The sequence below is a fragment of the Reyranella sp. genome, from assembly GCF_004297405.1.
Lineage (GTDB): Bacteria > Pseudomonadota > Alphaproteobacteria > Reyranellales > Reyranellaceae > Reyranella.
The window spans coordinates 58,120-71,926 of record NZ_SCVC01000047.1 but is presented as its reverse complement, the minus strand read 5'-3'; the positions used below and the strand labels follow the sequence as shown (position 1 = coordinate 71,926).

The window sequence follows — 13,807 nt, the reverse complement described above, 5'->3', positions numbered from 1 at the left end:
TCACTTTTCCGAAGTCGCGCCGAAGCGGATGCGTGGATCGAGCGCGGCCAGCGCCAGATCCGAAATCAGCATGCCGATCACGGTCAGGGCCGCCACGAACAGCAGGAAGGTGGCGGCGAGGTTGACGTCCTGGGTCTTGAGCGCGCCCAGCAGCATCGGGCCGGTCGTGGGCAGCGACAGCACGACCGAGACGATGACCGAGCCCGAGATGACGTCGGGCAGCAGGCCACCGATATCGGCGACGAACGGGTTCAGCGAATGGCGCAGCGGGTATTTCACCAGCAGCTTCATCGGCGGCAGGCCTTTGGCGCGGCCGGTGACGACATATTGCTTCTGCAGTTCGTCGAGCAGGTTGGCGCGCAGGCGACGGATCATGCCCGCGGTGCCCGACATGCCGATCACGATCACCGGAATGATGAGATGCTGCATGACCGACAGCGCCTTGCCCCAGCTCAAGGGCTTGTCGATGTACTCGGGATCCATCAGGCCGCCGATCGACAGGCCGAAATAGACCTTGCCGACGTAGAGCAGGACCAGCGCCAGCAGGAAGTTCGGGATGGCGAGCCCGATGAAGCCGATGAAGGAGGCGACGTAGTCGCCAAGCTTGTACTGGTGCGTGGCGGCATAGGTGCCGATCAGGAACGACACGATCCAGATGAAGGCGATGGTGCTGGTTTCCATGATGATGGTGAGCGTCAACCGCTCACCGATCAGGTCAGCCACCGGCACCGTATCCTGACAGGAAAGACCAAAATCCCAGCGGAAGATGCCGCCGACCCACTCGAGGTAGCGCTGCCACAGCGGCAGATTGAGGCCGTAGAGCTCACGCAGCTCCTCGGCGCGTTGGTGCGCATCGGCATCGCCCCGCGCCACCAGCTCCTCGATCTGCGAGCTGACACAGTCGCCCGGCGGCAGATCGATGATGAAATAGACGAGCGCACTGATCACGAACAGGGTCGGGATCATCAGCAGCACGCGGCGGACGATGAAGCGCAACATGCTCAGGCTCCTCCGCGCGCCATGCGGACATAGTGGCCGGGCTCGGCCTCGGTCCAGAAGAGCGACGCCTTGCCGTCGTCACGGAACGGCGCCGGCCAGACGGTGGGATCGGAAGCTTTGCCTTCCATCAAGGCGCCGAGATCGAGGCGGGCGTCGGGGTCGGGCATCGGCACCGCCGTGAGGAGCGCCTTGGTGTAGGGATGCATGGGATTGCGGAACAGCTCACCGGCCGGCGCCAGTTCGACCAGGCGGCCGGCGCACATCACCGCGATCCGGTCGGCGATATAGTCGACGACGGCGAGGTTGTGGCTGATGAAGAGATAGGTGAGGCCGAGCTGCTTCTGCAGGTCCTTCAGGAGATTGAGGATCTGGGCCTGGATCGAGACGTCGAGCGCCGACACCGGCTCGTCGCAGATCACCATGTCGGGCCTGAGCGCCAGGGCGCGAGCAATGCCGATACGCTGACGCTGGCCGCCCGAGAAGGAATGCGGGTAGCGGCTGAGATGGCGGCGGTCGAGGCCCACCATCTCCATCAACTCGGACACCATCTCACGGCGATAGGCATCGTCGCCGATGCCATGGATGATCAACGGCTCGACCAGGATGTCGTAGACGGTCATGCGCGGGTTCAGCGAGCCGAACGGGTCCTGGAAAATGAACTGCAGCTTGGTGCGGAAACGGTTCAGCTCCTCGCCTTCGAGCTTCAGAACGTCGGTCTTGCGGCCCCAATCGTCGAACACGACGCGGCCGACCTTGCCCTTTCCATCCGGGTCCGAATCGGCCGAGATGCCGCGCATCAGCATCTTGCTGAGCGTGGTCTTGCCGCAGCCCGATTCACCCACCAGGCCCAGGCACTCGCCGCGCTCGACGTCGAAGCTGACATCGTTGACGGCATAGACGGTGCGCGTGGTGCCGCCGCCCATCATCGATTCGAGGAAGGTATCGGCCTTGCGGATGCGGAAGGTCTTGGAGACGTGCCGTACCTTGAGCACCGGCGCCTTGGGATTGAAGGTCGAGGTCGGCGCCTGGCTGGGCTTCTCCTTCAGGAGGTGGCCCGTCGTACCCTTGATCTCGCGGATCGGCACCAGACGCTCGCCGGGCGCCATGTCGAAACGCGGCACGGCATGCAGCAGCGCCTTGAGATAGGGATGCTGCGGATTGCGGAAGATATCGTGCAGGTCGCCTGATTCGACCACCTTGCCGCGATACATGACCACGACATCGTCGGCGACGTTGGCGACCACCCCGAGATCGTGGGTGATCATCAGCAACGCCATGCCCAGTTCTTTCTGCAGATCCTTGATCAGCCGCAGGATCTGGGCCTGGATGGTGACATCGAGCGCCGTCGTGGGTTCGTCTGCGATCAGCAACGCCGGCCGGCAGACCAGCGCCATGGCGATCATGGCGCGCTGGCGCAGGCCGCCCGACAGTTCGAAGGGATAGGTCCGCAGCGCGCGCTTGGGATCGGGAAAACCGACCATGCGCAACATGGCGAGCGTCAGTTCGTCGATCTCGGCGCGGCTGAGCTTGCGGCCGTTCGCGCGGACGCCATTTTGACTGCCAATCGGTACACCGTGCAGCTCGACCGCTTCGCCGATCTGGTCACCCACCGTGTGCAGCGCCGACAGCGAGGTCATCGGCTCCTGGAAGATGATCGAGATCTGGCCGCCGCGGATGCGCCGCAAGGCCGGGCCGCTGCGGTCGAGCTTGGCAATATCGATCACGCCTTCCTTGACGCGGGGGTCCTGGAAGAGGATCGAACCGGACGGGATTTTGGCGGTGCGCGGCAGCAGGCCCATGATCGCCTGGCTGCAGACCGATTTACCGGAACCGGATTCGCCCACTAGCGCGACGGTGCCGCCTGGCGGGATGGCGAAGGAGACCTTGTCGACCGCCCTCAGCGTGCCTTCATGGACACCGAACTCGACGGTCAGGTCCTCGACGCGCAGCAGATCCTTCATACCGATTCTTCCTGACCTGCCACCACGATCCCCATCGCGCGCAAATTCGCGCGCGTCGCGTCACTCAACGTCACGCCCGTCCCCTCGGCCGCACGGGCCGCCCGCTCCACAATATCGTGAAAGCCGTCGAGGGAGGAATCGACCTTCACCAGGCGTCCGCCTGTCGAGCCGATGGCGAGCTGCATCCAGCCGTCCGACCGGTCGCGCTTGGTCGAGAAATAGCTGAGCTTCATCCGGTCGAGGCGGCCCCATTCGACCAACGTGCCGGCTGGCCCGTCGGCGCAAAGCGTGTCGGGTCCCAACACGTAGCGTGTGCGGTGCCGCAGCGCGGTGCGCACCAGGAACAGAGCGAACAGCGCAAAACCTGCCACCAGGATCGCAGCCAGCCACTGATTGACCTCGAGCAGCAGAAGCGGTGCACCGCACAGCAACACGCCGATGCCGGCGCGCGCATAGTCCGCCAGGATTGTCGGACGCGGATAGCGCAGATCGGCAGAACTCACCCGCGCTCCTCCCCTGATTGAACGCTCACGACATGAAAAGCTCGCGCGCCGTGCGAACGCTGAGCCCCTGCGTCGTTTTTGTTGCTTCCAAAACCGACCTTAGGAAATCCCAAGCCCCGCCGTCCATCGCAAGATGATGACTGAGCAGTCCTATCGGCTCGCCATCGCGGCTACGCGAGCGGGCGAGCGCTTCCACCAGGGCGGTGAGGGCAGCTTCCTCGCCGACGAAGCCGCCGCCGGCCTTCCAGTCGATCAGATCGACATGGGTGTTGACCTGACGAAATCCACGTACCGGCTCGGCCCGCTTGCGCGGCCCGAACGTCGAGAGACCGCGATAGCCGATCTCTGGCAGGGTCGGCACCAGAATTTCGGCGATGCGATTCCACGGCGGCACCATGACGGGCAACGCCTGTGCCGCGAACAGCCGCTCCAGTGCCAGCCAGCCGGTGCCGAGATCGCCCAGCACGATCATCGCGGGGCGCTGCAAACCAAGCTCGATCTTCTTGTCCGGCGGCGTGGCGTGATTGGTGTGAGCATAGCCATGCTGCAACACATCGACGCCCGGTTCGGCACCAAGCCGTTGCGCCAGCGCCGTCGTGGCCTGCGCCGGCACGACCGCCAGCGCCAGCGGGGCGGCCGTCTCGCGATGAAGGTCGAGCAGGCGATCGAGAGCGGGACCGACATCGACCGCGTCGTCGTCGCGCCACCAAAGATCGGCCGTACGCCCCGCGTCCCGCCACCGCGCCGCCTCATCGAGAAGAACCTGCCAGGAAGTCATGGTGACAACATCTGCTTCAAGGCCGCGACGGTCGCCGGGCCGCCGTTTGCATCGACGGCCGGAAAGCTGCGGATCGAGGGGCCGGACCAGGCGCGGGTGATGGCGGCGGCCAGGCTCTCGGGCGTGAGCGTATCCGGCGGCACGGACGCCACCATGCCACGCTCGACCAGCACGCGCGCACGGTCGGCCTGCTCGGTCTCGCGCGCCGTGCCGAAGGGCACCAGCACGGCGCGGTCGGCATGGCAGAGCGTCTCAACCACGGTGTTGTAGCCGGCCTGCGAGATCGAGAGCGCGGCGTTGTGCAACAAACTCGGGAAGTCGGCGCGCGCCGGTTCGACGACGATGCCGTCGTTGGCCGCCGCGCGAAGGGCAGCCTCGTCCGCTGCGGGCACGTTCGGCCCCACCAGCAAACGCCACCTGCGGTCAGCCAGGCCGGTCATCGGGCGCGCGGCGATGGCGGCCTGAAGCAGCGGCATACCGACGGCGCCGCCGCCGGCCGAGACGATCACTTCACCCTTGCCAACCGAACCTTGTGGCGCGCGCGCCGGATCGAACTCTGCGACGTAGCCGGTGTAGAGCGCGCGATCCTGGATATCGGGCCACGCCGGGAAGCTCTCGTCGAGACGCACCAAAGCAGGATCGGCGTGGATCAGCACCGCATCGAAAGCCTCGAAGGTCGCGACCATCTCGTCGACCCGCGCCGGAGAGGCCGAGCGCCGCAGCACATCGCGCACGGAAGAGACGATCCACGGCGCCGAGGCACGATCCTGGGCCGCGTCGAGAAGCGGCAGCAGCTCGAAGCGGAGCTGCGTGCGACCAAAGGGAAACTGCTCGGTCAGAAGCACATCGGGTTGCTCGGTATCGAAGACGTCGAGTAGCTGGCGGGTACGCACAGCTCGAAACGCCTCGTCGATCGGTGTGCCATCTAGCTGCGCCAGCTCCTTCAGCCGCGCATTAGCTGCCCGCAGTGGTGGAAGTTGATGAAAACGCGCACCACCAAGGTCAAGCCCCTCGACCGGCGCACCGCCCGAGACCAGCAACACGTCGAAACCGCCCGCCACCATCGCGCGCGCCAGGGTGGCGGCCCGGCGCAGATGGCCGATGCCCAGCAGATGCTGCACATAGAAGAAGACACGCGCCGTCATGCTGCTTTCTCGAACGGCACGTTGAGGCGATCGATCGCGACCTTGCCGTCCCCCGACACGACGAAGAAATGCAGCGAGCGCCAGTCGAGCTTGTGCGGCGGCCGGCCCAACATGTCCCAGCCGGTCGCCAGTGCCAGCAACGCACGGATCGCGGCCTTGTGTGACACGGCGACGACAGGTTCGCGCAAGGTCGAAGCCCAGCCGGCGAGACGCACCATGGTGGTGCGCGGTGACTCCCCGCCCGGCGGCTGAAAATCGAGGCCGGCTGCTTCGGCTGCAGCAAAGCTCTCACCGCCCTCGGCGCGAAGTTCGGGTAAGGTGCGACCTTCCCAGACGCCGAAACTCATTTCGCGCAAGGCCGAGTCGATGCCGACTGGCATCGCCGGCTGCAACAGCTCGGCGGTTCGGCGCGCACGCTGCAGCGGACTGCAAATCCGCTTCCAGCCATCCGCCGGAGACGCCAAACGCCAGGAACGCGCCATCTCCTCGCCGTCACGGCTGAGGTTGGTATCGGTCAGGCCCTGCAGACGGCCCAACGCGTTCCAGTCGGTCGGCGCGTGGCGCAGGATGGCGAAGGGAATGTCCGTCATCGCAACGTCCTGAACGCCATGGCCAGGGCGCGCGCCGCGGCCCGCTCGTCATGATGGGACGCAACCCTCGCCGCCGCAGCCACACCGAGGCGCGCGCGTTCCTGCGGCGCGTCGAGCAGATGCGCCACAGCCGCGGCAAAGGCATCGGCGTCGCCGATCGGCGTCAGCAGGCCGGTGACACCATCGGCCACGACGGCCGGCACGCCACCGGTGCGGCCGGCGACGACAGGTAGTCCGGCCGCCTGAGCTTCGAGAAAGGCCATGCCATAGGCTTCGTTGATCGCCGGCCAAAGGTAAAGGTCCGCCGACGCGTAGAGCGCCGGCAGGTCGGCATGCGGCCGCGCGCCCGCGAACTCGACGCGATCGCCCAGCGGCGCCATCAGCGTCTCGATCTCGGGCCGCGCCGGTCCGTCGCCAACCAGCAGCGCCCGCCAGGGGCGATCCTTCAACTGAGCGAGCGCCCGCGCCAGCACACGATAGGACTCCGCCTTGTCGCGCGAGCGCATCATGCCGACACTCAGGAGCAGCGGCGGCTGGCCAGGGTCGCGCCGTGAGGGAATACGAAACGGTGCCGTATCGATGAACGGCGGCAACCAGGCCTGACGCGCGCCGGGCCGCAGCCGTGCCTTCACGCCGGCGACGTCGCGCGGAATCAGGGTCAGCACGAGGTCGGCGGCGGCCAGCGCCCGTTCGACGGCGCGATGGCCCAGCCGGGTCGGTCCCTGGGCGCGGCGCGGCGCGTGGCTGGCCTCGGCGATCACATAGGGAAGGCCCAGCGCTTTGGTGACTACAGGCCCCAGCCAGTCGGGCTTGCGGTAGTAGCAATGATAGGTGAACCAGAGATCGAAGCGCTCCGGATGATGCGCCGGCAGCGCCTTCCATTGCGCGATCAGCCGGGCGGCCTGTGCCCGCGCGCGGCGTTCCAGGGCAATGTGAGCATCGGCCGCCGGCACGCCCGGCGCGACGCGGCTCATAGCCGGCATGAGCACCTGATGGCCGAGGCGTCGCAACAAACGCAAGAGGCCGCGCGCCATTTCACGATCGCCGGACGGTACGGGACTGTCGGGCGCCTTCAACGGCGTATGCAGCAGCACGCGCATGGCGTTACGCCGCGACGCGCGCGGCGGCAGTGGTGGTTTGCGAAGACGGACGCAGCTCACCGAGCGACGAGGCGATCCAGTCGACCCCGGCCTCGAAGGAAAAACGTGTGCGCACCACCTCGCCCGCGCGCTCGGCCAGATGCTGGCGCAGATCGGGATCGCCGATCATGCGCGCCAGCGCAGCACTCAGCGCATCCGGCGCTCCCGGCGGAACGAGCAATCCGTTCTCGCCGTCTTCGATGAACTCGCCAATGGCCGCGGCCGAAGTCGAGACCAGCGGCAGGCCCTGATAGGCCGCTTCCATCAGCACATTGGGAAGGCCGTCCTGGTCGCCGTCGGCCGCCTTCTTGGCCGCCAGCACGAAGAGATCGGCGCGCGCCAAGGCGGCAAACACTTCTTTCTGCGGTTGGGCGCCGCGCCAGGTGCAGCGATCGGCAATGCCCAACGACAACGCCTGCGCTTTCAGAGGGTCGGAGAGGCCGCCCGCGCCGATATGCTCGAAGCGCCACTGCAAGCTGCGCGGCAGGCGGGCGAGCGCATCGAGGAGATCGCCGTAGCCTTTCTTCTCGACCTTGCGGCCAACCGAAAGCAGGACGACGGGATCGCCCGGATTAGTGCCGTCGCGGCGCGGTCTTGCCGGCGGTGGCGGCGGCAAATGCGCGAAGTCGAGCCCGTGATAGACGAGGCGCAGCCGTTCCGGACGCGGCGCCAGTTCCTTCAGGCGCTGCAGGCCGAGGTTGGTGCAGGTCACCAGCCAGGCGCAGTCTGCGAGCTTCTCGCTCATTTCCCAGGGTTCGCTGGTCCAGATGTCCTTGGCATGTGCCGACACGCTCCACGGCAGGCCGCGCATCGTGGCGGCATAACGCGTTACCGAGGCCGGCGTGTGCAGGAAATGCGCGTAGAGCCGCTCGATCGAGGGCGGCAGCTCGGCCGCCAGCACCAGTGCCTGACCCCAGCGGCGAACCCGGTTGGGCGTAAAGTCACGCCGCAGATCAGCGAGGAATTTCCGGCGGGCGGCGCCGTAACCCGGAAGACGGCGTGCCTTCAGCCAGCCAGCAAAGACACGGCGCGGATCGTCCTTGAGATACTCCGGCAGGTAGACGACGCGGCCCTTGACCCTGTCGTGCACCGGATGGCGTTCCTTGTCGGTCGGATGGCGCATCGACCAGAGTTCGAGCGCCACACCGCGCGCCTCCAGCCCCGCCAGCTCCTGGGCGATGAAGGTCTCCGACAGGCGCGGCCAGCCCTTGAGGATGACCGCAACACGCGCGGCCTCTGTTTTCAAACCGGAACTTCTAGACATGTACGCCCGGATATCAGGTCCTGGCGCGCGACGGCAGCGAGGCCGTGTCCGGCGCAGCTGACTCGGCCGGCATCTCCGGCGAGTCGAGCGAGGCCGGGCCGCGATGAGGATTCGCGAGCTGCTTGGAGACGAGGCGCCAGACGTTGCCGAGGCCGTCGAGCAGGCCCGGCACCACGACTTCGCTCGGCAGGCCCTGCTGCGGCAATTGACGCAGCGCAGTCGCCATGTGCTGCGGATCGCGGCCGCGATCGGCATCGAGCATTTCGAGCAGACCGACGTTGCGGGCGGCGCGGGCGCGAATGAACTGTTCCAGCCGTGGCCGTGTACGCGGCACGATAATGGCCCTCTTATCGAAGGACAGGATCTCGCAGAAGGTGTTGTAGCCGCCCATGGCGACGACGCCTGCCGCGCGGTGCATCAGCGCACCGAGATTGTTGGTGAAGGTGAGCGTGCGGATGTTGCGGAACTTGGCCGCGCGTTCCTTGAAGGCCTCGCGCGCCGCGCCCGACATGAACGGACCGAACACGATCACCGCACCGTAGGGGATGTTCGAATCGGTCTCGTAGGCCGACAGAACCCAGTCGACCAGCTCGACGCCGTCGCCGCCGCCACCCGGCGTCACCAGGATGAACGGCCCGTCGATCTCCTCGCCCTCGTGCGGCACGTCGGTGTGCAACGGCAGCTCGCGGCGCAGATAGCCGGTGTAGATCATCTTGTGGCGCACCGACGGCGGCACCTCGATACCGGTCAGCGGCTTGTTGATCTGCGGCAGACCGTAGACCCAGATCTCGTCGTAGAGGTCGCGCAACGCCGGCACGACGTTCTTGCGCTCCCACTCCTTGGCGAGCTGCGCGGGATCGTCCATGACGTCGCGCAGGCCCAGGACCAGCGGCGTGCCACGCTGCTTCAGCAGGTGGAGCGCCGGGCCGACCTCGCCGCGCAGGCCGAGCGGCTCCTTGTCGACGATGAAAAGATCTGGCCGGTAGATATCGGCCGTGTCGCGGATGATGCGGGTGCGCATCTCGAGCGTGTGCTCGACGTTCACCCGCAAATTGGCCGAATCGTACTCGCCGGTATCGATCTGCTTCACCACGCCGGGAATACGCACGAAATCGATGCCCGAGCGGAATTCGTAGGAGCCGATGATCGGCGAGCCCGAGACGATCAGGACCGACACCGTATGGTCGGCCTCTACGATCGCATTGGCGATGGTTCGGCAGCGGCTCACATGGCCGAGACCGAAGGAGTCGTGGCTATACAGCAGCACACGCTTTGACCGGCCGCTTACGGACATGAAGTGCGTCTCCCGTTGCCGAAGCGCCTCCTGCCCCGACCGGTGAAGTCTGGGCAGATTATGCCACAGGGTACGGTCGCCGCGAACCCCACCGGCTTTCCGGCTGCTTTCTGCCCGAAAAAACCGAATGTAATCAAGGGCCTGATCGCCTATACGGGAGGCAAGATCGCGCTGGCGCGGGAATCAATGGAACGCAGTCTTTTTTCCTACATCTGGCGGCACAGCCGGCCCGAGCAGGTTGTCATCCTGGCGCTCGTGGTGCTGGCCCAGGTCTTCTACTTCCTGTCGCTGACCGTGCCGAAGGACGTCATCAACAACGGTATCCAGGGCAACGCGTTCAAAAACAGCCAGACCATTCCGTTCCTGGTCTGGGAACTCGATCTGTCGGCCATCCTGCCGGGCAAGGTGATCCGCTTCTTCGACGGCTTCCAGGTCGACCAGATGCAGTACCTGGTGGTGATGAGCTTCGTCTTCCTGGGCGCGGTCATCGTGAACGGCCTCTTCAAGAAGACGATCAACACCCAGAAGGGCCGCATGGGCGAGCGCATGCTGCGCCGCCTGCGTTATGAGCTTTACGACCGAATCCTGCGCTTTCCGCCGGCCCATTTCCGCAAGGTAAAGCAGGCCGAACTCGCGACCATGATCAAGGACGAGGTCGAGCCATTGGGCGGCTTCATCGGCGATGCCTTCGTGCAGCCGATGTTCCTTGGCGGCCAGGCGCTGACGGCCATCATCTTCATCATGCTGCAGAGCTGGACGCTCGGGATCATCGTGATCGTGCTGCTGGGGGCGCAGATGGTGATCATCCCGCGGCTCCGGAAGCCCGTCCTGGTGCTGGGCCGCCAACGGCAGATCACGGCGCGCCAGCTCGCCGGCCGCATCGCCGAAACAGCCGACGGCGTCAACGAGATCCATATCCACGGCGCCGCCAACTACGAGCGTGCCGATATTGCCGAACGGCTGGGCCGGATCTTCAAGATCCGCTTCGATCTCTATCAGAAGAAGTTCGCCGCCAAGTTCTGGAACAACATCCTTTCGCAGGCCACGCCGTTCGCGATCTACCTGGTGGGCGGCTATTTCGCCATCACCGGACACATGGATGTCGGCGCCGTGGTCGGCGTCCTGCTCGCCTACAAGGATCTGCCCTCGCCGATCAAGGAGCTGATCGACTGGGACCAGCAACGCCAGGACGTGCAGATCAAGTACGAGCAGGTGATCGACCAGTTCCAGCCCGAGGGCATGATGCCGCCGGAACTGCAGGCGGTGCCCGATGGCCCGCCCCCGGAACTGGGCAAGGAACTGGCGCTGGCTGGCGTCGTCGTCACCGAAGACGGACGTGTGAAGCAGCTCGACAACGTGTCGCTCACCCTGCTGACGGCGGCGCGTTGCGCCGTGATCGGTGGCTCAAATTCAGGCAAGGACGTGCTGGGCCAGGTGCTGGCGCGCCAGATCCTGCCGACCAGCGGCTCGATCAGGATCGACGGCAAGGATTTCTTCCAGTTGCCTGAATATGTGCTGGGCGCTCGTGTTTCCTACATCGGCCAGGACACCTACCTGTTTCCGCTGTCGGTACGCGAAAATTTGCTGTTCGGCCTGAAGCTCCGGCCGATTGCGCCCGCCACCTACGACGACGTGGCGCGTGCCGAGCGCGAGTCCTTCTGGAAGGAATCGGAGCGTTCCGGCAACCCCGCCCTCGATCCCAATGCCGACTGGGTCGACTACGAGCTGGCCGGCGCCACCGGCCCGGCCGACCTGCTACCGTGCGTGGTCACGGTGCTGAAGCAGGTCGAACTCGATGAAGATATCTATTCGCTGGGCCTGCGCGGCACGGTCGAGGCCGCCGCTCGGCCCGATCTCGCGGAAAAGATCCTGAAGGCGCGCCACGCGCTACGTGAGCAGCTGAAGGGCGGCACATATGCCGGCCTGGTCGAGCCCTTCGACAAGGACGACTACATCCGCAACCTGTCGGTCGCGGAGAACCTGCTGTTCGGCACGGCAGTCGGCAAGCAGTTCGATGGCGACAATATCGCGGCAGATCCCTACGTCCGCTCGGTGTTGCAGGCCACCGGCCTCGATCTCGACCTGCAGCGCATGGGCCTGTCGATCGCCGAGACCATGGTCGAGCTCTTCTCCGGCTTGTCGCCCGACAATCCGTTGTTCGAGCAGTATAGCTTCATTTCGGCCGACGAGCTGCCCAACGTCCGCCTGTTGCTGCAGCGATTGGGTGGCAAGGGCATCGAGGCGGTGCCCGAAGCCGACCGGACGCGCCTGATGACCCTGCCGTTCCGCTACATCGAGGCGCGTCACCGCCTCGGCCTGATCGACGCGGACATGGAGGAACGCATCCTGCAGGCGCGGCGTAGCTTCGCCGAGGGCCTGCCGGAGAGCCTGAAGAATGCCGTCGAGTTCTATGATTTCGGCCGATACAACAGCGCCGCCACCCTACAGGACAACATCCTGTTCGGCCGCCTGGTCTACGGCCAGGCGCAGGCTGGCGAGCGTATCGGCACGCTGATCTCCGAGGTGCTGGACGAGCTGGGCCTGCGCGATTCGGTGATCGAAGTCGGCCTGGAGTACAATGTCGGCGTCGGCGGCAAGCGCCTGCCGGCGACGCAGCGCCAGAAGCTCGGCATTGCCCGCGCGCTGATCAAGCGGCCGCAGCTCCTGGTGGTGAACGAGGCAGTCGCCATGTTCGATGGCCGGACGCAGGATCGCATTCGCGACAATATCCTGGCAACGGCATCGGAGTGTGGACGTGGCGTGGTGTGGATCGCCAACCGGGCGAACCAGGCCGAGCCGTTCGAGCAGGTCGTTGTCATGCAGGGCGGACGGGTTACCGCTCAGGGGGCGCCGTCGGACCTGGCGGCAAAGGGTGGGCTCTATGCCGAGCTGCTGGCGTCGGCGTAGCGGATCGAGGAGGACACGATGAACCTCAACGAAGAAGTCGAGCTGCTGAAGGGTGTTCCTATCTTTTCCAAGGTCGAGCAGGCGAAACTGAAGCTGCTGGCCTTCACCAGCGAGCGCGTGAACTTCGCCGCGGGCCAGGAAGTCTGCCATCAGGGCGATCCGGGCGACACGATGTACGTCATCCTGGGCGGCGTCGCCGATGTGCTGATCGACACGGCGACCGGCCAGATCGCCGTCGCCGAGATGCAGCGCAACAGCTTCTTCGGTGAGATCGCCATCCTGTGCGACGTGCCGCGCACCGCCACCATCAAGGCACGCGAGCCACTCAGCACGCTCAAGATCACCAAGGACATGTTCTACCGCCTGGTCGCGGAGTTCCCGCAGATGGCGGTCGAGATCATGCGCGAACTGGCGCACCGCCTCGAAGACACCAACGAAAAATTGCGCGCGGCGACAAAGGCGGCCTGAGCATCACGAATGAGCCGTCTCGACAGTTTCATCGCGCGCATGAAGGCGCAGCGCGATTGCCTCAATTTCCTGAAATCCGCCGTCGATGCGTTGCCTGGGCCAATCCTCGAGATCGGGCTGGGCAATGGCCGCACCTACGACCATCTGCGCGATCTCTTTCCCGGCCGTGACATTTTTGTGTTCGAGCGCAAGGTGGCGGCTCATCCCGACTGCATCCCACCCGATGACCGGCTGTTTCTCGGCGAGGCGCGCGAGTCGATCCCGCACGCGGCCGCGGCCCTCGGCGCCACAGCGGCGCTGATCCACACCGATCTCGGCACCGGCGATCATCAGGCCAACGTCGCGATGGGCAAGTGGCTGGGTCCTGCGCTCGACGCGCTGGCGGCCAAGGGAAGTTACATCCTCGCCAACCAGACGCTCGACGTCGCGCGCTGGCAGCGGCAGCCCGATCCACCGGGCGTGCCGGAGGGCCGGTATTTTCTCTATCGAGTCGGTTAGCGCTGTCCGTCAGTTAACGCTGGACGAGGCGCAGGATCACCAACAACACGACGGCGCCGATCACCGAGCCGACGAAGCCGGCCGCTTGTCCAGGTTGATAGAGGCCCAGCGCCTGGCCGCCGTAGGTCGCGATCACCGCACCCACGATGCCGATCACGATCGTGACGATGATGCCGTGCGGGTTGGGACCCGGCGTGAGGAAGCGCGCAAGCAGGCCTACGACCAGACCAATGATCAGCGTAATGATGATCGACATATGAT

13 protein-coding genes are annotated in these 13,807 nt (G+C 65.8%); 3 read left to right on the top strand and 10 right to left on the bottom strand.

Translation table 11 applies throughout. The features are described from left to right. The 9 genes from EPO50_RS30245 to EPO50_RS30205 are packed head-to-tail and all read right to left on the bottom strand — an operon-like array spanning position 1 to position 9,673. Positions 1-999, bottom strand: a complete 999-nt coding sequence (locus EPO50_RS30245) for an ABC transporter permease (protein ID WP_296350626.1) — start codon at positions 997-999, stop codon at positions 1-3. A 2-nt stretch (positions 1,000-1,001) separates the two neighbouring features. Continuing rightward, positions 1,002-2,960 carry an ABC transporter ATP-binding protein gene (locus tag EPO50_RS30240; RefSeq protein WP_296350624.1) on the bottom strand — a complete coding sequence of 653 codons (1,959 nt, stop codon included), beginning with the start codon at positions 2,958-2,960 and terminating at the stop codon, positions 1,002-1,004. Continuing rightward, positions 2,957-3,463 (bottom strand): hypothetical protein, encoded by a 507-nt coding sequence (locus EPO50_RS30235; RefSeq protein WP_296350623.1) that lies wholly within the window; start codon positions 3,461-3,463, stop codon positions 2,957-2,959. The genes EPO50_RS30240 and EPO50_RS30235 overlap by 4 nt, the downstream gene beginning before the upstream one ends. A gap of 25 nt (positions 3,464-3,488) precedes the next feature. After that, complete coding sequence (locus EPO50_RS30230; protein ID WP_296350621.1) at positions 3,489-4,241, bottom strand: polysaccharide deacetylase family protein; 753 nt, start codon at positions 4,239-4,241, stop codon at positions 3,489-3,491. Then, positions 4,238-5,386, bottom strand: coding sequence for a glycosyltransferase (locus EPO50_RS30225; protein ID WP_296350619.1), 1,149 nt, complete (start codon positions 5,384-5,386; stop codon positions 4,238-4,240). The genes EPO50_RS30230 and EPO50_RS30225 overlap by 4 nt, the downstream gene beginning before the upstream one ends. Beyond that, the gene (locus EPO50_RS30220; RefSeq protein WP_296350617.1) at positions 5,383-5,976 is read right to left on the bottom strand and encodes a histidine phosphatase family protein; all 594 of its coding nucleotides are present in this window, start codon (positions 5,974-5,976) and stop codon (positions 5,383-5,385) included. Before EPO50_RS30220 ends, EPO50_RS30225 begins: the two co-directional genes overlap by 4 nt. Next, positions 5,973-7,076, bottom strand: coding sequence for a glycosyltransferase family 4 protein (locus EPO50_RS30215; RefSeq protein WP_296350615.1), 1,104 nt, complete (start codon positions 7,074-7,076; stop codon positions 5,973-5,975). Before EPO50_RS30215 ends, EPO50_RS30220 begins: the two co-directional genes overlap by 4 nt. 4 nt (positions 7,077-7,080) lie before the next feature. Then, the gene (locus EPO50_RS30210) at positions 7,081-8,361 is read right to left on the bottom strand and encodes a glycosyltransferase family 4 protein (protein WP_296350610.1); all 1,281 of its coding nucleotides are present in this window, start codon (positions 8,359-8,361) and stop codon (positions 7,081-7,083) included. Between the two features lie 31 nt (positions 8,362-8,392). After that, positions 8,393-9,673, bottom strand: coding sequence for a glycosyltransferase (locus EPO50_RS30205; protein ID WP_296350608.1), 1,281 nt, complete (start codon positions 9,671-9,673; stop codon positions 8,393-8,395). A 60-nt stretch (positions 9,674-9,733) separates the two neighbouring features. Here EPO50_RS30205 and EPO50_RS30200 point away from each other — a divergent pair, with 60 nt between their 5' ends. The 3 genes from EPO50_RS30200 to EPO50_RS30190 are packed head-to-tail and all read left to right on the top strand — an operon-like array spanning position 9,734 to position 13,546. Continuing rightward, positions 9,734-12,580 (top strand): ABC transporter ATP-binding protein, encoded by a 2,847-nt coding sequence (locus EPO50_RS30200; protein ID WP_296350607.1) that lies wholly within the window; start codon positions 9,734-9,736, stop codon positions 12,578-12,580. Between the two features lie 18 nt (positions 12,581-12,598). Further along, positions 12,599-13,048: a cyclic nucleotide-binding domain-containing protein gene (locus tag EPO50_RS30195; protein WP_296350606.1), complete on the top strand. Its 450-nt coding sequence runs from the start codon at positions 12,599-12,601 to the stop codon at positions 13,046-13,048. Between the two features lie 9 nt (positions 13,049-13,057). Then, positions 13,058-13,546, top strand: coding sequence for a class I SAM-dependent methyltransferase (locus EPO50_RS30190; protein ID WP_296350604.1), 489 nt, complete (start codon positions 13,058-13,060; stop codon positions 13,544-13,546). A gap of 13 nt (positions 13,547-13,559) precedes the next feature. Here the strand turns inward: EPO50_RS30190 and EPO50_RS30185 are convergent, their stop codons facing one another. Then, positions 13,560-13,802 carry a GlsB/YeaQ/YmgE family stress response membrane protein gene (locus tag EPO50_RS30185; RefSeq protein WP_296350602.1) on the bottom strand — a complete coding sequence of 81 codons (243 nt, stop codon included), beginning with the start codon at positions 13,800-13,802 and terminating at the stop codon, positions 13,560-13,562. Positions 13,803-13,807 lie beyond the last annotated feature (5 nt).